The 21,240-nt window shown below is 57.3% G+C and carries 15 protein-coding genes; 13 read left to right on the top strand and 2 right to left on the bottom strand.

Going from position 1 to position 21,240, the window contains the following annotated elements:
- Positions 1–627 precede the first annotated feature (627 nt).
- From WKI41_RS00770 to WKI41_RS00720, 11 genes are all read left to right on the top strand, one after another.
- A complete protein-coding gene (locus tag WKI41_RS00770; protein WP_340191629.1) occupies positions 628–1,758 on the top strand; it encodes an HD-GYP domain-containing protein in 1,131 nt (376 codons plus the stop codon).
- On the top strand, positions 1,755–2,066 hold the full coding sequence (locus WKI41_RS00765) for an STAS domain-containing protein (protein WP_340191628.1): 312 nt from the start codon (positions 1,755–1,757) through the stop codon (positions 2,064–2,066). The genes WKI41_RS00770 and WKI41_RS00765 overlap by 4 nt, the downstream gene beginning before the upstream one ends.
- A complete protein-coding gene (locus WKI41_RS00760) occupies positions 2,067–2,435 on the top strand; it encodes a response regulator (RefSeq protein ID WP_340191627.1) in 369 nt (122 codons plus the stop codon).
- Positions 2,432–4,429, top strand: coding sequence for a chemotaxis protein CheA (locus WKI41_RS00755; RefSeq protein WP_340191626.1), 1,998 nt, complete (start codon positions 2,432–2,434; stop codon positions 4,427–4,429). Before WKI41_RS00760 ends, WKI41_RS00755 begins: the two co-directional genes overlap by 4 nt.
- A complete protein-coding gene (locus WKI41_RS00750) occupies positions 4,426–4,968 on the top strand; it encodes a chemotaxis protein CheW (RefSeq protein ID WP_340191625.1) in 543 nt (180 codons plus the stop codon). The genes WKI41_RS00755 and WKI41_RS00750 overlap by 4 nt, the downstream gene beginning before the upstream one ends.
- Positions 4,969–5,140: 172 nt before the next feature.
- Positions 5,141–6,955: a methyl-accepting chemotaxis protein gene (locus WKI41_RS00745; protein ID WP_340191624.1), complete on the top strand. Its 1,815-nt coding sequence runs from the start codon at positions 5,141–5,143 to the stop codon at positions 6,953–6,955.
- Between the two features lie 132 nt (positions 6,956–7,087).
- Positions 7,088–9,151 (top strand): HAMP domain-containing methyl-accepting chemotaxis protein, encoded by a 2,064-nt coding sequence (locus WKI41_RS00740; RefSeq protein WP_340191623.1) that lies wholly within the window; start codon positions 7,088–7,090, stop codon positions 9,149–9,151.
- 98 nt (positions 9,152–9,249) lie between these two features.
- Positions 9,250–9,744, top strand: a complete 495-nt coding sequence (locus tag WKI41_RS00735; RefSeq protein ID WP_062424057.1) for a chemotaxis protein CheW — start codon at positions 9,250–9,252, stop codon at positions 9,742–9,744.
- Between the two features lie 12 nt (positions 9,745–9,756).
- Positions 9,757–10,605 (top strand): CheR family methyltransferase, encoded by an 849-nt coding sequence (locus WKI41_RS00730; RefSeq protein ID WP_340191622.1) that lies wholly within the window; start codon positions 9,757–9,759, stop codon positions 10,603–10,605.
- Positions 10,606–10,611: 6 nt separating this feature from the next.
- A complete protein-coding gene (locus WKI41_RS00725; RefSeq protein ID WP_340191621.1) occupies positions 10,612–11,700 on the top strand; it encodes a chemotaxis-specific protein-glutamate methyltransferase CheB in 1,089 nt (362 codons plus the stop codon).
- A 122-nt stretch (positions 11,701–11,822) separates the two neighbouring features.
- Complete coding sequence (locus tag WKI41_RS00720) at positions 11,823–12,515, top strand: ParA family protein (protein ID WP_340191620.1); 693 nt, start codon at positions 11,823–11,825, stop codon at positions 12,513–12,515.
- 34 nt (positions 12,516–12,549) lie between these two features.
- On the opposite strand, the gene WKI41_RS00715 is transcribed toward WKI41_RS00720, so the two are convergent.
- Together WKI41_RS00715 and WKI41_RS00710 are read right to left on the bottom strand one after the other, a co-directional pair.
- Positions 12,550–13,980, bottom strand: coding sequence for a mannose-1-phosphate guanylyltransferase/mannose-6-phosphate isomerase (locus tag WKI41_RS00715; RefSeq protein WP_340191619.1), 1,431 nt, complete (start codon positions 13,978–13,980; stop codon positions 12,550–12,552).
- Positions 13,981–14,237: 257 nt separating this feature from the next.
- The gene (locus WKI41_RS00710; RefSeq protein ID WP_340191618.1) at positions 14,238–16,667 is read right to left on the bottom strand and encodes a membrane-bound PQQ-dependent dehydrogenase, glucose/quinate/shikimate family; all 2,430 of its coding nucleotides are present in this window, start codon (positions 16,665–16,667) and stop codon (positions 14,238–14,240) included.
- A 524-nt stretch (positions 16,668–17,191) separates the two neighbouring features.
- On the opposite strand from WKI41_RS00710, the gene WKI41_RS00705 reads away from it, so the two are divergent.
- Together WKI41_RS00705 and WKI41_RS00700 are read left to right on the top strand one after the other, a co-directional pair.
- The gene (locus WKI41_RS00705; protein WP_340191617.1) at positions 17,192–19,480 is read left to right on the top strand and encodes an NADP-dependent malic enzyme; all 2,289 of its coding nucleotides are present in this window, start codon (positions 17,192–17,194) and stop codon (positions 19,478–19,480) included.
- Positions 19,481–19,672: 192 nt separating this feature from the next.
- Entirely contained in the window at positions 19,673–21,235 is a 1,563-nt protein-coding gene (locus WKI41_RS00700) for a glycosyltransferase family 39 protein (protein ID WP_340191616.1), read from the top strand.
- The last annotated feature ends 5 nt before the right edge of the window (positions 21,236–21,240 follow it).

Genomic DNA, 21,240 nt, shown 5'->3' with positions numbered 1-21,240 from the left:
GACCGTATGCGAATCATATTCGTTAAGCAACTGGGCACGATACGAAATTTTAATTTTTTAAAAAATCACACATTTTCAATACTTTATGACATAACCACAACAGGGGGCGATGCGGATTTGCCAGCATCGATCGTTAGAGAGCTTGATTGGTCCCTCCTTCCTGCTGATCATCACTGAGTGCGTGTGAACACCTCAAAATACTTCATACATAAAATATATGATCAACTAAAAAAGCGCACTCAACATGACGCTCTTCTCACATATATTTCGTCACTTCCTTATAATTCTCCTCCTTGCACTCGCGTTATTATATTCCGGTCGAAAGCAAATTATGTATTGCTAAATATAACGCCAAGCCATTCCATTTATTGATTTTTTACGTTCCAGGATAAAAAACCTCTGGCGGTGCGTTTTAACGGCGCCTTAACCATCCTCATACTAAATAGATTTTCGACAACCTTAGTCCGACTCCCATGTTTTTTATGAGGGTCTTGGGCTGCAAACGGTGGTCGCTCTGGGCGCATGACGCAAGCCCAATCTCCCAAATGTCCTGATCATTATGAACGCCCGCTTCGGCTTTAAACCGAAGAACGGAATGCTGTTCCCTGTCGAATGCCTGGAGCCACGGTGAAGGTAGTACTCGTAGACGATAGTCGGTCCGCACTCTTTGCTCTGCAATCCTCTTTGAGCAATATTGAAGGTATTGAACTTATTACATTTACGGTGCCAGAAGCGGCGCTGACATATTGTCTTGCCAACCCTGTCGATCTACTTTTCATCGACTATCTCATGCCGGGATACACGGGCATCGACGTCATCAAGGCGCTCAAGCAATCGCCAGACTATGATCTCGTGCCGATCGTTATGGTCACGGCAGAACGCCAGCGTGAGGTCCTGATTGCCGCGATAGAGGCCGGCGCCACGGAGTTTGTCTCCAAGCCATTTGACGCGATCGAACTTCAGGCCCGCGCGACCAATCTTCTGCAATTGCGCAAAGCCCATCTGGAGCTTTCGCGCCAGGCAACCCGGCTTGAGGAAGAGGTAGCGCACGCTACTCAGGAACTGGTCGCGCGTGAAGAAGAGATCATCTGGCGTCTCGCACGCGCGATCGAGTTTCGCGACGGTGCAACCGGTGACCACATTTCGCGAGTTGCGAAGATCAGCCAGTTGATCGCAGCCGATCTCGGCCTCGATAAAGAAACCTGCCGGATGATCTATCTCGTCGCGCCGCTTCACGACGTCGGCAAGATCGGCATTGCCGACTGCATTCTCCAGAAGCCCGGTAAACTGACCCCCGAGGAAATTTCCGAGATGCGCAAGCATGTGGAGTTCGGCGTCAGTCTCCTTGGCAACGGCACATCGCGCCTGCTGCAGGTCGCCGAAGCGATTGCAGGCGGCCATCACGAGAAGTGGGACGGCACCGGATACCCGAACGGCGTCAAGGGCAAAGATATTCCGCTCGTCGCGCGTATTGTCGCGGTTGCAGATGTCTTCGAAGCACTATGCACCGAGCGTCCCTACAAAAAGGCCTGGGAGATCGACACTGCTCGCCAGCACATCCATGAAAACAGCGGGCTGCACTTCGACCCCGACTGCGTCGCAGCCTTCGATCGCCAGTGGCTGGCTATTGAAAAACTGATGACGCCTGCCAGCAAAGCGCAGGTCGAACCGCCCGCACTCGCAGCCAGCCTCAGCGACACCCTTTCCCTTTCGCCCGAGGGGCGCGTTCAAACCGCAAACACGCAGGAAAGCCGATGACCCCCGAAACCGTCACACTTCCCTCTTCCCTGTCGATCAGGGGGATCAACGCGATCCACGAGACCCTACTTTCTGCTTTTCAGGAAAGCAGCGCCGTGGTCCTGGACATACCCGAGGACGCATCGGTCGATCTGAGCTTCGTTCAGCTCGTCGAGTCGTCGCGTCTTTACGCCCGTGAGCAGGGCAAATTCATCACTTTGAAGAAGCCAGCAGGCCAAGGCGTTGTGGAAACGCTTGGGCGTGCAGGCTTCCTTGAGAACATGGACGAGGCTTCGCGCCTCTTCTGGCTGCATGGAAAGGACATCTAAATGAGCGCCAACATTCTCACTGTGGACGATTCCGCGAGCATTCGCATGACGACGAAGATCGCGCTGACCAACGCCGGGTACCAGGTGACCGAGGCAGTGGACGGTGCGGACGGACTTGCGAGAGCCAAAAGCGCTCCTTTCGACCTCATCGTTACCGACCTCAACATGCCAAACATGAATGGCTTGGAGATGATCGAGGCACTGCGCCAATCGCCAGCCCACACCGGCGTGCCGATCATCTTTCTGACGACGGAGTCCGATGCCGACATGAAGGCGCGGGCAAAGGCCGCCGGCGCCACCGGCTGGGTCACCAAGCCGTTCGATCCGGAAAACCTCGTCAAGATTGTCAGAAAGGTGCTCGGTAAATGACGCTGCTGGACCCTATTCAGGTTTTCAGGACAGAGGCCGCCGAGCTTTTCGAGCAGATCGAAAGCGGGCTTCTCGACCTTCTGCATGATCTATCCAATCAAAGTCAGATTGATGCCGTGTTTCGCGGTCTGCATACCTTAAAAGGGTCCGGCGCAATGTTCGGCTTCGAGGCACTCGCTGCCTTTACCCATCATTGCGAGACGGCCTTCGACCGTGTTCGCAAGGGCGAAGTCCCGGCCACGAGCGAGTTGATCGCTGCCGTTCTGGAAGCTCAGGACCACATGCGCCGCCTGGTGGACAACCCGGCGACCGCGTTCCCAGAGACCGGCGATAGGTTGCTGGCCAAATTGCAGGCAGCCGTCGGTGAAGGTTCTGGTAGCAAAGCCGTTGCGCCGTCGGCGCCAAAGGTCACAGCTGCTGTTGCGGCGCCTGCAACGTCTGGCGCAACATGGACTATCAAGTTCCGCCTTCCTGAAAATGCAATGGCAAATGGCACAAACCCGCTTGGCCTTTTGAACGAGCTGACCGAACTTGGCGACTGCACGATCGTCGCCAACACGGGTGCCATTCCTCCTCTTGGGCAGATTGATCCGACCCAGCTTTACGTCGGCTGGTCTGTGACCTTGACGACGGAACAGCCCCGATCCGCCATCGACGATGTCTTCATCTTCGTCATGGACGATATGGAGCTCGAGATCACAAAGGTGGAAGACGTCACGGCACCCGAAGAGATCGCGCCTCCACCTTCTCCCGTCGAAGAAGCTGTCAAGGCCAATCCTCAGCTTGTCCAGGCCGCCACCGAGGGTAAGCAGGGTCGGGCAGCTGAGAACGTCCGCGTTCCGGCGGAACGTCTCGACGAGTTGATGGACCGCGTCGGCGAACTTGTCATAGCGCAGTCGCGTCTGTCGCAGCTCGCCAATACCAGCGTCGACATTCATCTGCGTGCCGTCTCGGAAGACGTAGAGCGGCTCTCCGGCGAACTACGTGACACGATGATGGTGCTGCGTATGGTACCGATCGCCCAACTCTTCAGCCGCTTTCGCCGCCTAACGCATGATCTGGCGCGCGAAACCGGCAAGCAGATCGAACTGATCACCGAGGGCGAGAGCACTGAGGTCGATAAGGCCGTGATCGAACGCCTCGCTGATCCGCTCGTCCACCTTGTCCGCAACTCCTGCGACCACGGCCTTGAAACGCCCGAAGAACGCATTGCAGCGGGCAAGGACCCGGTCGGGCATGTTTCTCTGGTTGCGCGCCAAACCGGTGGTGACGTCATCATCACGATCAAGGACGACGGTCGAGGCATCAATCGCGAGCGTGTTCGCGCCAAAGCGGAATCCTCCGGGCTCGTAGCACCGGGCGCAATCCTGACAGATCAGGAACTGCTCCAGATGATCTTCGAACCCGGCTTCTCGACAGCTGCTCAGGTCACGAACCTCTCGGGTCGTGGCGTTGGCATGGATGTCGTCAAAAAGACCATCGAGGCACTGCGCGGTACGATCAACATTACAAGCGCGCCGGGTGCAGGCTCGGAAGTGTCGCTCGCCATTCCGCTCACGCTTGCCATCATCGATGGCCTGCTCGTTCGCGTCGGCCACGGCTGCTACGTCATTCCGCTCTCGGCGGTCGAAGAGTGCCTCGAATTGTCGCCCGAAGACGACGTCAAATCTCGCGGTCGCTCCTTCATCTCGCTGCGCGAAAGCCTGGTGCCATTCATCCGGCTGCGTGAACTCTTCCAGAGCGGCACGAAGCCGGACCAATTCCAGAAGGTGGTGGTCATTTCCACCGGGTCGGAGCGTGTCGGACTGGTCGTCGATCAGATCATCGGCGATCACCAGACGGTCATCAAAGCCATGTCGAAGCTGCACCATGACGTTGCTACCTTCTCAGGCGCCACCATCCTTGGAGACGGCAGCGTCGCTCTCATTCTCGACGTCGCACATCTTGTTGCGGCAGGCCAGCAACAGGAGGCGCAGATGCGCATTGCCGGATGAACCAGCCGCTTTTGAAACAGCCAGAAGACTTCTGGGCAGAACGCCAAGACATAGAAGTTCTGACGTTTTCGATCGAAGGCGAGACCTTCGCGATTGAAGCCGCGCAGGTGCAGGAAATTCTCGACCTTCTGCCAGAAACCGCCGTTCCGGGCGCCAAGGCGTTCGTCTCAAGCGTCATCAATTTTCGCGGCAAGGTCATACCGCTGGCAGACATCCGTCTCGCTTTCGGCATGCACGCGGCGGAAAAGACCATCGATAGCCGCATCATCGTCATCGAGATTTCGCTGGAAGGCGAACAGACGCTGGTCGGGCTTAGAACCGACAAGGTCTACGAGGTCACGACCTTTTCCAAGTCCGCCAGCGAGCCGCCGCCGAGCGTCGGCATGCGGTGGCGACCAGATTACATCAACTGCCTGATCAAGCGCGGATCCGAGTTCGTCATCATGCCGAACCTGATTGCGATCTTCTCGGCGCAGCGCGAGAGCCTGCCTGGAAAAGTCAGCGCTCAAGGCAACGTGGTTGAACTTGGAAAAGCATGAATTCCGCGACGTCGAGGGGGATCGACGACTAAGCGGAAGCCGAAAGGCTTGAGCGAAATATCAGTCGCCCATCCGGGCGGATGAAACCGAACGACACCGCGCATCGAAAGACAATGGGTCTTTCGTGCCAGCAAACATCCGATGCGCCTGGCGCATCTTCCACGGGGGCAAAATGCGATTTACGATTAAACTTAAACTGACGCTGGCATTCGGCATTATCCTCACGGTTCTTGCTGCGTTGTCGCTCTACAGCATCAATAGCCTGGCGACTGTGAACCAAGGACTGGGGGACTTGGCTAACGGTCCTGAAAAGCGTCTCCAATACGCGTTACAGATTGACCGCAATCTCTCGGAAATCATTCGCCAGCAAAAGAACGCCTTGCTCGAAAACGAAATTGCAAATGCAGATCGTTACACGAAAATCGCGGACGAGTTGACGTCGAGCACACTGGAAATTGCCCGCACGGGGTTCTCCCAGGCTTCGCCGCAGGGCAAACCTTACTGGGCCGCTGTGGTGGAGAACTTCGAAAAATTCAACGGCGAGTCCGTCAAGCTCAAGGATCTATTGACATCCGGCAACAAGCAGGGAGCCATCGAGTACTCCAACGGACAAATGCGTGCTCTCGCACAGTCCATCGGCACGAATACCAAGGAACTCGTCCGCGTTCAGCTTGAAATCGTCGACAAGATGATGGGTGACAGCCAGGCGATGTACGAGCAGGTTCGCCTGATCATGATCATCGCCGTCGCGTCGGCGGTTCTGGGTAGCCTCGTCATCGCAACCTGGATCGCGCTCGGCATCAACACCGGCCTGCGCAAAATCATGACCGTTGCTGAGGCTGTTGCTATCGGCGATCTCGACAAGAATGTCGAGATCAAGACAAATGACGAGATCAAGGATCTTGTCGAGCGCATCAATGTGATGACGGCAAACCTTCGCAACACAGCCAGCGTCGCAAACCAGATTTCCGATGGCGACCTGACCGTGACGCCAAAGCCACTATCGGACAAGGACACGCTTGGTATTTCGCTTGAAAAGATGGTCGAGCGTCTGCGTGGTGTCGTGGGTGATGCGCTTGCTGCAGCCGACAACGTCTCATCTGGTAGCCAGGAACTGTCTTCGTCTTCCGAGCAGCTGTCTCAGGGTGCAACGGAACAGGCATCTTCTGCCGAAGAAGCATCCGCTTCTATGGAAGAGATGGCTGCCAACATCAAGCAGAATGCTGACAACGCCGCTCAGACAGAGAAGATCGCTCGCCAGTCCTCTAAGGACGCAGAGGCCAGCGGTGAAGCGGTTGGCCGTGCTGTGGTTGCCATGCGCACTATTGCCGACAAGATTTCCATCGTTCAGGAAATCGCCCGTCAGACCGACCTTCTCGCACTGAATGCCGCTGTGGAAGCTGCACGCGCCGGCGAACATGGCAAGGGCTTTGCGGTTGTCGCTTCTGAAGTGCGCAAACTGGCAGAACGCAGCCAGGCAGCAGCAGCCGAAATCTCCTCGCTCTCCGGTGAAACCGTTCAGGTTGCGACTGAAGCTGGCGACATGCTGAACCGCCTGGTGCCAGACATTCGCAAGACGGCCGAACTGGTGGCTGAAATCTCCGCAGCGTGCCGCGAGCAGGATATCGGTGCAAGCCAGATCAACGAAGCGATCCAGCAGCTCGACAAGGTGACGCAGCAGAACTCCGGTGCTTCGGAAGAAATGTCTGCCACATCGGAAGAATTGGCCGCACAGGCCGAAGAGCTTCAGGCAAGCATCGCCTTTTTCAAGGTCGAGCGCGCCAATGCCAATAGCCGCCCAGCACCAGTTCGCCATGCTGCACCGGCACCGGCGCATCGCCCTGCGGCAAAGCCTGCCGCTCAGGTTCGCCGGCCCGCCCAGACACACTCTGTCCACGCTCAGCAGGCTCGCGCCAATGGGTTTGCCTTGGATATGTCCATGGGTGGTCCAGACGATAACGACCAGGATTTCCGCGAAAGCGCCTAAAATTTACGAGGAGCCTGCGACCGGACACACGCAGGCTTCTCTTTCCCAACCTTACCAGACCCCGAACAAGGCTCCCAGTGACCGAGCTTCCTCGTTTCGTGGCCTGCCGCCACACCTAAGGATATCACCAAGATGCGATTTACGATTAAGCTCAAACTTGCACTGGCCTTCGCGCTTATCATCCTGCTGTCGGGAGGTATGGCTGGTATGGCCATCACCCAGCTATCGTCGCTCAATGCTGCTGTGACGGATATCGTGCAGGGTCCCGCGGCTAACCTGCGCAACTCCAGCGACCTTTCCGACGCGATCCTGAACGCAATCGCCAGCGAAAAGAGCGCTGCGCTGAACGAGGATCCAGCCCGCATATCGACCTACGTCGATTCTGCTCGCTCCGATCGCGCGAAAATCGGGCAGATCATCTCAGCTCTTGAAAAAGAGACGAATCCGGCGATCCATGCCAAGGTGATTGAACTCAAGGCCGCCGTTCCCGCTTGGGAAAAGCTGCAGGAAGACGTGCTGCGTCTTGCAACTGAAAATACTGCCGAAAGCAATCGCCAGGCCGGCGCCATCTCCATGGGAGAAGGCGAAAAGGCAACGCGAGCAATGCTGACCATTCTCGAAGGCCTGAACAACGAAATCGCAACCGATCTGAAGGCTACGGACGAAGCGACGAATGAGGAATATGCGACTTCGCGCACCATCCTCATCAGCGTTGTTGCAGCGATCATCATCCTATCGATCCTCATCGCCACATGGATTGCGCTTGGCATCAACAAGGGATTGCAGCAAGCGATCCGTGCGTCCCGCGCCGTTGCGCTCGGTGACCTGGATCAGGATATCGCAATCAAGAGCAATGACGAGATCAAGGATCTTGTCGACAGCATGAACGTGATGACGACCAACCTCCGCGCCACCGCGGCAGTTGCCAACAACATTGCTCAAGGTGACCTCTCGCAGGATGTGAAGCCGCTTTCCGACAAGGATAGCCTGGGGATCGCCATGGGTAACATGGTCGTCAACTTACGTGCGACTGCCGATGTCGCGGGTACGATTGCCGCAGGCGACCTCTCCAAGGATGTGAAACCGCTCTCGGAGAGAGATACGCTTGGCAACGCCATGCTGCACATGGTCACGAACCTGCGCGAAACCGCAACCGTCGCAAACCAGATCGCTGAAGGCGACCTGACCGTGACCCCAAAGCCGCTCTCCAACAAGGATACGCTCGGCATCGCGCTTCAGTCGATGGTCGAGCGCCTGCGCGGTGTCGTCGGCGATGCGCTTGCTGCAGCCGACAACGTCTCGTCCGGCAGCCAGGAGCTGTCTTCGTCTTCCGAGCAGCTGTCTCAGGGCGCAACCGAACAGGCATCCTCTGCCGAAGAAGCTTCCGCTTCGATGGAAGAGATGGCCGCCAACATCAAGCAGAACGCCGACAACGCCGCTCAGACAGAGAAGATTGCTCGACAGTCCTCGAAGGATGCGGAAGCCAGCGGTGAAGCCGTAGGCCGCGCCGTCGTTGCCATGCGCACCATCGCCGAGAAGATTTCCATCGTTCAGGAAATTGCGCGACAGACCGACCTTCTCGCATTGAATGCCGCTGTGGAAGCTGCACGTGCTGGTGAACATGGTAAGGGCTTTGCAGTAGTCGCCTCTGAAGTCCGTAAGCTTGCAGAACGCAGCCAGGCGGCCGCGGCTGAAATCTCTTCACTCTCGGGTGAAACCGTTCAGGTTGCGACCGAAGCAGGTGAGATGCTGAACCGTCTGGTTCCAGATATTCGCAAGACCGCGGAACTGGTCTCGGAAATCTCTGCGGCCTGCCGCGAGCAGGATATTGGTGCCAGCCAGATCAACGAGGCGATCCAGCAACTCGACAAGGTGACGCAGCAGAACTCCGGTGCTTCGGAAGAGGTGTCCGCAACATCGGAAGAACTGGCCGCACAGGCCGAAGAGCTTCAGGCCAGCATCGCCTTCTTCAAGGTCGAGCGCGCCGAGGCGGCGCCTCCGGTTCGGCCCGCACCGGCTCGTCAAGTGGCTCCGGCAGCAGTCACCCGCAGCGCCGCAAAGCCTGCAACTCCAGTCCGCCGCCCTGCCCCGACAAGTGCAGTCCACGCCCAGCAGGCCCGTGCGAAAGGATTTGCTCTGGACATGTCCATGGGCGGACCGGACGAGAATGACGACGAGTTCCGCCACGCCGGCTAATGACCACATGGATGCGGGTATCATGCCCGCTTCCTCTGACCTGACGTAAACTACCGCTCAATCGGCAATGTCGACCAAGACTTCTGGAGAAGACGCAAATGGCGAGCCCAACATCTACCATGCAATACGTGACGTTCAGCCTTGGCGAGGAAGTCTTCGCGGTTCCTGTGGACGTCGTTCGTGAAATCCTTGACCACGAAGAGGCGTTCAAGATCCCACATGGTCCTGATTATCTGCTCGGCTTAAGGGACGTTCGCGGGCAAGGCGTACCGGTCATCGATCTCCGCCTGCGCCTTGGCATGACCAAGACGGTGAAGACATCGCACACACGCATCCTGGTGCTCGACATCCCCTTCGTTGACAAGGTGCTGGCGCTCGGCCTCGTTGCCGATAAGGTCTTCGAAGTCGCCCCGTTCCGGCAGGACCAGATCGAAACCGCACCCGATATCGGCATTCGTTGGAACTCCAGCTACATCGCTGGTGTCGTTCGCCGCGAAAGCGATTTCGTCGTTATCATCGATCTTGCGAAATTGTTCTCTGGCGATGCTGGCGAGCTTGCGAAGGTCGACAACGGCCCGATGCGCGCAGCCTGAAAGGACGAGTAATTGAGTACCGCTGTCAGCGTAAACTTCGACGATAGTCTGAGCACCCGCGATTTTCGCCAACTTTCCGAGTTCATTTATAGTTACTGCGGTATCAAAATGACGGAGGCCAAGCGGTCGATGCTGGAAGGCCGGCTGCGCAAGCGTCTGCGCGCCACAGGCTTTCCAACATTTGGCAATTACTGCGACTATTTGTTTCGGCAAGACGGCCTGAAAGATGAGGTGATCTACCTCATCGACGTGGTGACAACGAACAAGACGGATTTCTTTCGCGAGCCGAACCATTTCGAATTTCTCGAAAAGACCGCTCTTCCGACACTTGCAAAGCAAGGGGTAAGCCAGCCACGCACGTGGAGTTCAGCCTGCTCAACCGGCGCTGAACCTTATACGATGGCGATGGTCATGGCAGAGGCCGTCGAGAAGGGTTTGATCTCGGATTTCAGCATTCTTGCGACGGATCTCTCGACAGATGTACTTAGAAAGGCACATTCGGGTATCTACAATCGCGATCTTCTGGAGCCCGTGCCCAGCGCGATGCAACGCAAATACGTGATGCAGGCTCGAGACAAATATCGCAGCGACGTGCGGATTTCACCGAAGCTGCGCGCCAAGGTGGGCTTTGCCCGCATGAATCTGATGAACCCGTCCTATGACATCGGTGCTCCGGTCCATGTCATCTTTTGCCGCAACGTGCTGATCTACTTTGACAAGAAGACGCAGACCCACGTGCTTACCGAGCTTTGCAAGTGCCTGGCGCCCGGCGGCTATCTGATGATAGGCCACTCGGAGTCTGTCACCGGCATCAATCTGCCGGTCAAGCAGGTCGCCAATACGGTTTTTCTCAAGCAGTAGGTTATCATGGTCAAAAAAGTCCGCGTCCTCATCGTTGATGACTCTGCCAGCGTGAGACAAACGCTGACCGCCGTGCTGCAGGCCGATCCTGCGATCGAAGTCATAGGGGCGGCGTCCGATCCCTTCATGGCGGCAAAGAGAATCCAGGAAGACCTTCCAGACGTCATCACGCTGGATGTCGAAATGCCGCGCATGGACGGCATTACCTTTCTGCGGAAGATCATGTCGCAACATCCCATTCCCGTGGTGATGTGTTCCTCCCTGACCGAAGCAGGCTCCGAAACGCTGATCCAGGCTCTCGAAGCCGGAGCCGTCGACGTGATCCTCAAGCCGCGTATTGGCGCTGCGGATCACCTGGCAGAGTCTGCCTTGCGCATTTGCGAAGTCGTCAAGAGTGCTGCACATGCAAGAGTGAAGAGTGTGAGGGCGCAGCCCCGAGGCTCGAGCTCGCTCGGTATCCAAGCCAAGCTGACGGCGGATGCGGTTCTCCCCCCACCATCGGGCAAGGCCATGGCGCGTACCACGGAGATGGTGATCTGTGTGGGAGCCTCGACGGGCGGGACCGAAGCACTTCGAGAAATGCTGGAGAGACTGCCGGCAAACTCGCCAGGCATGGTCATCGTTCAGCATATGCCGGAGAAGTTCACGGCAGCATTCGCCAAACGACTGAATGGCCTATGCGAAGTCGAGATAAAGGAAGCGGAAGACGGCGACCCAGTCCTGCGTGGCCATGTGTTGATTGCGCCTGGCGACAAGCACATGCTGTTGGAGCGCCAAGGCGCGCGCTACCATGTGTCGGTCAGAAATGGTCCGCTCGTCTCCCGTCACCGTCCCTCGGTCGATGTTCTCTTCCGCTCCGCTGCCCGCTCGGCCGGATCGAATGCAATGGGCGTCATCATGACTGGAATGGGCGACGATGGTGCCCGTGGCATGCTGGAAATGCATCAGGCCGGGGCCTACAACATCGCTCAGGATGAAACCTCCTGCATCGTCTTCGGTATGCCGAAGGAGGCGATCGCCCATGGCGGTGTCGACAAGATCGTTCCGCTCGACCAGATCGCCCGGGAAATTATGGCGGAAGACTACCGACGCTGAAGTCTCGCGGGTCTTGTTCAGACCCTGTTAACCATATTGTTGAATGATCGGACCGCACCATGAAACGGGTGCGTTTCAATGCGCGATGATCGCCGCCTCCCTCTTTTACGCTTGGGTCCATCATGGCAGTCATCACGTTCGCAAACACCAAGGGCGGTGCAGGCAAGACAACCGCAGTTCTGCTCTTGGCATCGGAGCTCGCCCGTCGTGGCTTGCGCATTTGCGTGATCGATACCGACCCGCAGCGCTGGCTCTCGAAATGGCGCGAAAACGCCGATCACCGCATCGAACTTTCCGTCATTACCTATGTTTCGATCACCACCCTACAGCAGCATGTGCTCGACAATCGCAAGAAATTCGACCACGTGATCATCGATCTGCCAGGCGCTCAGTCCCCACTTCTGGCCACAGCCGTTGGCCTTTCCAACCACGTCATCATTCCCGTTCAGGGCAGCACGATGGACGCGCAGGGTGCCGCACAGGTGCTGGAGCTTCTGCGCTATCTCGACGATCGCGCAGGCATAAAGATCCCACACTCGGTGCTATTGTCACGCGTCAATTCCATGGTGACCACGCGCGCCTTGCTGGCCGCGAAAGCGCTTCTTGCCAAGCGCAACGTCAACGTTCTCAACACGCCGATTATCGAACGCGCCGCCTTCCGCGACATGTTCGAGTTCCGCGGCTATCTCCACATGATGAACCCGTCACAGGTCAGCAATCTCGACAAGGCCCTTCAAAACAGCATGGCCTACGCTGATGAAGTGCTAAGGCTTCTGCCGGCACAGAACACGGTCAGGCTGTCTTCCGCAGCCTGATCCGGTCCATGTACCCGAACGTCAGGCGCGAACCTTACTCGCGCCTGTAATCGTCGTGCAGGCGGATGATGTCATCTTCGCCAAGGTATGAGCCGGTCTGGATTTCGATCAACTCCAACGGGATCTGCCCCTCATTGGCCAAGCGATGCGGCTTGCCGATCGGAATATACACAGACTCGTTTTCCGTCAGGAGGCGGGTCTGGTCTTCGATCGTAACCGTCGCGGTGCCACGAACCACGATCCAGTGCTCTGAGCGATGGTAATGCTGCTGCAGCGAAATCCGGTGGCCCGGTTCGACCTTAACGTGGCTGACGCGGTAACGATGACCGGAATCGGTCTGTTCGATATGGCCCCATGGGCGGTATGCACGCTTGTGCCTTTCCGTCTTCAAGGAATGATCGCTTCCCTTTAGGGTTTCTACCAAGCCTTTGACGTCCTGAACGCGATCCTTCGGAGTGACCAGAACCGCATCCTTCGTCGCAACGACGACGAGGTCCTTGGCACCGACGACAGTTGTCAGCAGGCCCGTGGAATGCACGAGGCAACCTTCGGAATCGAGAATAATCCCCTGCCCCTCGATCGCGTTATGGGCGTCATGCTTATCGGCAATCTCCCAGATGGCATCCCAGCTACCGATATCGGACCACCGAAAATGCCCGCGCACGACAGCCATACGCTTGGTGTTTTCGATGACGGCATAGTCGATCGAGTTCTTCGGTGAGGATTCGAAGCTCTCCTTATGGAGGCGCACGAAGCCAAGATCGCTCTCCTGGTTTTCGACTGCCGCCTGAACCGCAGCCAGAATTTCGGGAGCGTGGCTCCTCAACTCTTCGATCATGATGTCGGAGCGGAAGAGGAAGTTGCCGGAATTCCAGAGATAGCCCTTCTCCACGTAGCTGACCGCACGTGCTTCATCTGGCTTCTCAACGAAGGCTTCGACAACGCAAAGGTCCTCGTTTCCGTTGATGGGCTCGCCAGGATTGATGTAGCCATAGGAGGTCCTCGGTTCGGTCGGCGTCAGGCCGAAGACCACGATGTTGCCTTGCTCGGCAGCCTCGGCACCCAACCTCACCGCATCGGCGAAAAGATCATTATCCAGCACCACATGGTCTGCCGCGAGCGCCAGCACGAGTGAACCCTTCTCCCGCTTATCGGCAAGCAGTGCCGCTGCGGCCATGGCGGCAGCACTGTCACGGCGCGCCGGCTCCAGAACCACAGTTGCCGGAAGTTCGATCTCCTCGGCCTGCCGTCTTGCGAAAAAGCGAAAATCCTCGTTGGTGATCACCAGCGGTTCGGCATAAAGGCCCTTGTCGCTGACGCGCTTCAAAGTTTGCTGATAGGTGGAAAGCTCTCCAACAAGAGGCTGGAACTGTTTGGGCAACTGATCCCGCGATACTGGCCAAAGTCTTGATCCAGCGCCGCCTGCCAGAAGTACTGGAGTGATCTTTCGAGACTGTTCCTTCACAAATAAAACCTTTCCAACTTAAAAATGTCTGCGCCGGACCATATAGAGATTTCCCAACATCGCTATGACCGTTCTTGGGCGGATACGAAACTTATCCGGTCATCCCGTCAATAGTCTCTTGATCAAGATGGTTACTGCCGGCGCGGGCCCCCTAACGCGATTTGATGTAAGCGGTTCCTCCAACATGCCGCTCTACAAAACACACAAACCCGGGATTGCTCCCGGGTTTGATTGTCATTCAGCGCATCATACCGAGATCATTCCGGCAGCGCGTAGGCGATGACGTAATCGCCGCGATCGGGTGACTGGCGTGCGCCGCCCGCGGAAATGACGATGTACTGCTTGCCGGTCTTGGGCGACTTGTAGCTCATTGGGCCGCCCTGGCTGCCGACGGGAAGACGGGCTTTCCAGACTTCCTTGCCGGTCGCGGTGTCGAAGGCGCGCAGATAGTAATCCTGCGTTCCCGCAATGAAGACGAGGCCGCCCTGTGTAGCCAACGTGCCGCCCAGGGTCGGCATACCGATTGGGATCGGAAGACCCATCTTGATCCCGAGCGGGCCGGTGTCTTCCACGGTGCCAACCGGAACCTGCCACTTGATCTGCTGTGTCTTCATATCGATGGCGGTCATCGTGCCGTAAGGCGGTGCCTGGCAAGGAATGCCGAGCGCGGACAGGAAACGGTTCTTATCGACGGCATAAGGCGTTCCCTTCATCGGAACGAGCCCCATGCCGGTATTGACGCTTTCACCGCCGCTTGCAACGGCCTTGGTCGGCGCTGCTTCCTTCATCTGGATCCACAGACCAAGCCGCATATCATTGACGAAAATGGTGTTCGTCGTCGGGTCAGTCGAAAGTCCGCCCCAGTTCATGCCGCCGAGAGAGCCCGGGAAGCTGAGCGACAGGTCAGTGCCCGGCGCGGTGTATAGGCCCTCATAGCGCATACCCTTGAAAGCGATGCGGCACAGAAGCTGATCGAAGGGGGTTGCGCCCCACATATCCGCTTCCTTCAGGGTCTGTGCACCGATCTGCGGCATGCCGACGGAGCGTGGCTGCGTTGGGGAATAACGCTCATTCGGAATGTTGGCTGGCTTGACCGGAACGTCTTCCACTTTTGTCAAAGGCTGACCGGTGACACGGTCGAGAACGTAGATCTGTCCGGCCTTGGTGCCGAAGACCAGAGCAGGAACCGTCGTTCCGTCCTCCTTTGGAAAATCGATGAAGCTTGGCTGCATCGGAACGTCGAAATCCCAAAGGTCGTTGTGGACCGTTTGGTAAACCCACTTCTCACGACCCGTGGTCGCGTCAAGCGCCAGCATCGAGGCACCATATTTGTGGTCGAGTGGAGTGCGCGTGGCCCCATAAAGATCGACCGACGGGCTGCCCACCGGCATATAGACCGTGTTCCGGTCCGGGTCATAGGACATGGACGCCCAGACATTTGGGGTCGAGCGGGTATAGGTCTGGCCTTCAGGCGGCAGCTTGGTGATTTCCGGATTGCCCGGATCGAAGGCCCAGCGTAGCTCACCCGTGATCACATCGAAGCCACGCATCACGCCACCCGGCATATCGACCTGAACGTTGTCGGCAATACGCCCGCCGACGACGACCGTGGTGCCTGCAAGCGTCGGCGCGGAGGTCAGCACATATTGCGGATCCGGAGCGTCGCCAAGGCCGATTTTCAAATCGACGCGACCATTCGTGCCGAAGTCCGGGCAAAACGCACCGGTGTCGGCATCGAGCGCGATCAACTCGGCCGTGATGGTGTTCATCAAAATGCGGCGCTGGCAAAGCGCGCCGTCAGCAACGACTGCCGGCGTCACGGGTGTGGAGCCAGGTGCGGTTGGCTGCTGCAACGGTGCCTTTGCATCGAAATATGCCAGGCCTCGGCAACGCATCCAGACGGACGATTTGGCGTTGATCTCCGTCTTCCACTTTTCAGTGCCGGTATCGGCATCGAGCGCGATGACATTGTTGTGCGGTGTGCAGAGGAACACCGTATCGCCAACCTGCAGCGGCGTCTCCTGATCCTCCGCTCCATTCGCGCCGGGGCTGATCGGCGTATCGCCGGTATGGTAGGTCCACGCGACCTTCAGGTCTTTGACGTTGTCACGCGTGATCTGGTCGAGAGCGACGAAGCGGCTGCCACCGGCAGTATTGCCGTAATGCTCCCAATTCTTCTGCTCCCTGTCAGCGGTCACAGGCTTAAGTGGCGCCGGCTCACCTTTGAAGGCAACGGTCGGATGGGCCACGAACATACCGGCGAAACCTGCACCCGAAGCAATCGCCAAGATCGTAGCGATCGCCAAAGAGGGGCCGTAAGCTGGCTTCTTCCCCGCAGCGCGCCGCAAAAGCGGATAAGACAGCGCCACCACGGTTGCTCCGACGCCGATCGCCAGCATGCGAGAGATCAGCGGCCAGAAGTGCAGACCCGCCTCCCAAACCGCCCAGATGCCTGTTGCGATGAAAACAAGACCGAAAAGAAGCGCGCCTGCCGGTTTGCGAAGAAGGATCAGCAGGCCTGAAAGGACAAGTGCCACACCCGCCGTGACAAAATAGGGGCTACCACCGAGTGCAACCAGCTTGCCGCCGCCGATAGCGAAGAACAAGCCTGCGGCGACGATGATCGCGCCCAGCAACAACAGCCATAATCTGGCTGGAAGTGAAAGTGAATTCGACGATTTACTCATGAAATGAATATCCAGTTTGAGAGCTCGCAAAACGCGGGCTTGATGATCGTTCAATATCCGACGAGGCCGGGAGAGATCGCAGGAATCAATTCGAGGTGAAACCTCAAGGAAGTTCGCGTAGCTGAATGAGGGAAAGTGGCTGGGAAGGCGTTCGACAGGACTGTCATATCGATCCATTCACTGCAGATATCGTCAGCGTATGACTGACGATCAAAGACCAGAACAAACCTCCCCGGTGCGGGTGCGCCCACTAAAATTAGCATCGGCACCCAGACCTTAAGCTGGGGTATAACGCCGCATATTCACACGAGCAACCGGCGTCGCGCACTTTATCCACATGGGTGGCCAAGCCTCCTCATCAGCATCTTACCGAGAATTATCAATTAATCGATTGAATCAACTGGAGATGTCTGGCCGTTCAATTTTGCTGCGCTGAACAACATTCAGACCTTGGCAGGCCCTAAAAAAACACAATAACTACGGCCCAGATTTATATTGTTTACAGACGGAAAGTAGCCAAGCTCATGTCAGACGCGCCAAAAACCGCCAGCACAAGAACATCGGTCACGGATCAGGAAGCTCTTGATTTCCACTCTGAAGGAAGACCCGGGAAGCTGGAGATCGTTCCGACCAAACCGATGGCGACGCAGCGGGATTTGTCGCTTGCTTACTCTCCGGGGGTGGCCGTACCGGTAAAGGCTATCGCCGAAGACCCTGCCACCGCTTATGATTACACGACGCGCGGTAACATGGTGGCGGTGATTTCCAACGGTACGGCGATTCTCGGCCTTGGAAACCTCGGCGCGCTGGCATCCAAGCCGGTGATGGAAGGCAAGTCCGTCCTCTTCAAGCGCTTTGCCGATGTCGACTCCATCGACCTGGAAGTGGACACCGAAGACGCAGACGCCTTCATCAATTGCGTGCGCTATCTCGGTCCCTCGTTTGGCGGCATCAACCTCGAAGACATCAAGGCTCCGGAATGCTTTATCATTGAGAGCCGCCTGCGTGAACTGATGGACATTCCGGTGTTTCATGACGATCAGCACGGCACTGCCATCATCGCCGCCGCCGGCCTCATCAATGCCATTGCGCTGACAGGTCGCGACTTCAATACCACGAAGCTCGTCTGCAACGGCGCGGGTGCTGCGGCGATCGCCTGCATGGATCTGATCAAGGCGATGGGCTTCAACCCCGCCAATATTATCATGTGCGACACCAAGGGCGTCATCTATCAAGGCCGCACCGAGGGCATGAACCAATGGAAGTCGGCACATGCGGCGAAGACCGACAGCCGGTCACTCGCCGAAGCAATGAAGGGCGCAGACGTGGTCTTCGGGCTATCGCAGAAAGGCGCCTTTTCCGAGGAGATGATCCGCTCCATGGCACCGAAGCCGATCATCTTCGCCATGGCCAATCCAGATCCGGAAATCACGCCGGAAGAAGTCTCGCGCATTCGCGATGACGCCATCATGGCAACGGGACGCTCGGACTATCCGAACCAGGTCAACAACGTCCTTGGCTTTCCCTACATCTTCCGCGGCGCGTTGGACGTGCGTGCAAGCCAGATCAATGACGAGATGAAGATCGCAGCCGCCCAAGCACTTGCCGATCTCGCCCGCGAAGACGTGCCGGATGATGTCGCTGCCGCCTATCAGGGAAACCGCCCACGCTTCGGGCCACAATATATCATCCCTGTTCCCTTCGACCCTCGCCTGATTTCGGCAATCCCTGTCGCAGTGGCCAAGGCTGCGATCGAAACCGGAGTTGCGCGTCGGGTGCTGCCCGATCTCGACGCCTATGCACGGGAATTGTCGGCGCGCCGCGATCCGATGGCATCCACCACTCAGCGCCTTTACGAGCGCATTCGCCGCTCGCCGAAGCGCGTGGTCTTTGCCGAAGCCGAAGAAGAACAGGTGATGCGTGCGGCGATCTCGTTCACAGCACAGGGGCTTGGCACGGCCATTCTTCTTGGGCGCGACGACATCATCAAGGCCAATGCCGAACGCGCCGGGATCGATCTCGATCGTCCGAACATCAAGATTACCAATGCGCGCCTGTCAGAGCGGGTCGATTCCTATATCGACTACCTTTACGCACGCCTGCAGCGCAAAGGCTTCCTGCTGCGCGATGTCCAGCGCTTGATCCATAACGACCGAAACCACTTCGCGTCCTGCATGGTGGCGATGGGCGACGCGGATGCGATGGTGACCGGCACAACGCGCAACTATTCCACCGCCCTTGAAGACGTGCGGCGCTGCATCGACGTCAAGCCTGGCCACCGCGTCATTGGCGTATCACTCGTCGTCTCGCGCAACCGCACAGTCTTCGTTGCCGATACCGCCGTTCATGACATGCCATCTGCTGAAGATCTCGCGGATATTGCTGAGGAAGCGGCTGGACTTGCACGCCGTTTCGGCTACGAGCCACGCGTCGCAATGCTCGCTTACTCCACCTTCGGTCATCCGACGGGCGAGCGCTCCGACAAGGTCCGCGAAGCCGTGCGCATTCTCGATAAGCGCAACGTGAACTTCGAAGTAGACGGTGAAATGGCGGCGGACATTGCGCTGAACCTGCAGAAAATGCAGAGCCAGTATCCTTTCGCACGTCTGTCCGGACCGGCGAATGTTCTGGTCATGCCAGCCATCCACTCCGCATCGATTTCGACGAAGATGTTGCAGGAACTTGGCGGCGCCACCGTCATCGGGCCACTACTGGTTGGACTCGACAAATCGGTGCAGATCACCGCCATGGGGGCGAAGGACAGCGACATCGTCAACATGGCAGCCATTGCGGCCTATAACGCTGGCCGGTAATCCAACGGGTTACCCGGTCTACGATGCGTCCCATTATCGAAAACCGAACGCAAAATCCCCGGCGCCAACAGCGCCGGGGATTTTTCTGTTCTGATCGCGACATTTCACAAACAAAATAATTAGACCGTGCTAAAACGCGCTGCAAACATTCGCCGCTCGGGCGGATGCGCATGACGAATAGCTGGATCAACAATGGCACTCTGCACAGGTCTGGAGCAAAGAGCGTCGGGCACGAACGGGCTATACCGGCAGTTCTCCAACCATTTGCTGAAAAATCCAAATGCGGTGATCGCCCTCTTCGGCGTTTACTTTCTCGTCCAGATCGTCGTCCGGCTGTTGCTTCCCCCGGCGCTGCGTATAGACGAAGCGCAACAAGTGCTGTTCGCTCAATGGCTGGCTCTCGGCTACGACGCCCAGCCGCCGCTCTATAACTGGTACCAGCAAGTGATCTTTTCGATTTTCGGCACGTCGATGCTGGGTCTTGCCGTCGCCAAGAACCTTATTCTTTTCCTGGTCTTTGCCACCTATGTGAAACTCGCTGACCTCGTCTTGAGAGAGAAATCTCTGGTCCTGGTCGCGTCTTTGGCGTTTTTCTTGAGCCCGCAAGTTTTTTGGCAGGCGCAGCGCGATCTGACCCACACGACAATGTTGATGTTGACCAGTCTCTGGTCAATTTATCTGAGCCTGCGGCTTCTCCAGAAACCGACCACGCTCGGCTATGTGCTGACCGGGATCGCAGTCGGTCTCGGAATGCTGTCGAAATACAATTTTATTCTCATTCTTCCTGCGATCCTTCTTGCCGTCTGGCTCCATCCAAAAGGCCGCGCGCGGATATTCGACTGGCGCATCCTGCTGACGATCGGCATCAGCCTCGTCGTCTTCATGCCACACACGATCTGGCTCTTCGATAATCTGCAGTTCGCTTCAGATGTGACGCTTCGACGGATGGCGGAGGAAGCGCCTGAAAGCCGGTGGATGCAAATCCTCACCGGTGTCACGCGCGTTTTTTCGGGTTCGGCCATTGTGCTGATCCTGCCTGCACTGGTGCTCCTTGCATCGGGGGGAAAGGCGGCAGACGCTGGAATGGACAAGCAACAGAGATCGCCCTGGCTTCGCTTCTTCCTCCATTACTTCGTCGCGCTGGCTGCGGTTCTCCTCATCGTCATTGTGGTCACGACGATGACGGAGGTCAGAGACAGGTGGTTGCTCCCGCTCGTCATGCCGTTTCCGATTCTCGCTGCGTTATGGCTCGAAAGACGCTCATTCGACCCAAGTGTCTTCGTCAGAAAAGTTTTGCCCGTCTGCCTCGTGGTCATGGCAATCTTGCCTGTCGCCTTGATCGTGTCAGTGCCGGTCCAGGCGATGTTCGGCAAGACATCCAGATCGAACAGCGACTGGCGGGCCTTTCATCAGCATCTTCAAGAAAAGCAAATCTCGCCGTCTCTCATCGTGACATCCGACTGGTACACAGGTGGCAATCTGCGTTTCGTCTTCCCCGACACCAAGGTTGCCACCACCACCTATGATGATTTCGATCCGGCATTTGCGCTGTCGAATGACCATCCCGTGCTGTTTGTCTGGGTCACCGGGCGTGATCAATCGGCTGGAATGGTGGATTGGCTGCAGGCTCAAATGGGTGTGAAACTGAAAGACATCAGTCTCAATACATTCGAGGCCCCGATGTATTTTCCTGTCGACGGCAAAATGCAAAGGTTCAGCTACGTTTTGATCACGCCGCAGAACCTGGAGAAATGATCGGA

The organism is Agrobacterium larrymoorei (assembly GCF_037722385.1).
Classification (GTDB): Bacteria; Pseudomonadota; Alphaproteobacteria; order Rhizobiales; family Rhizobiaceae; genus Agrobacterium; species Agrobacterium larrymoorei_C.
Note: the sequence above shows the minus strand (reverse complement) of the source record. Positions and strands in the feature narration are given on the sequence as shown.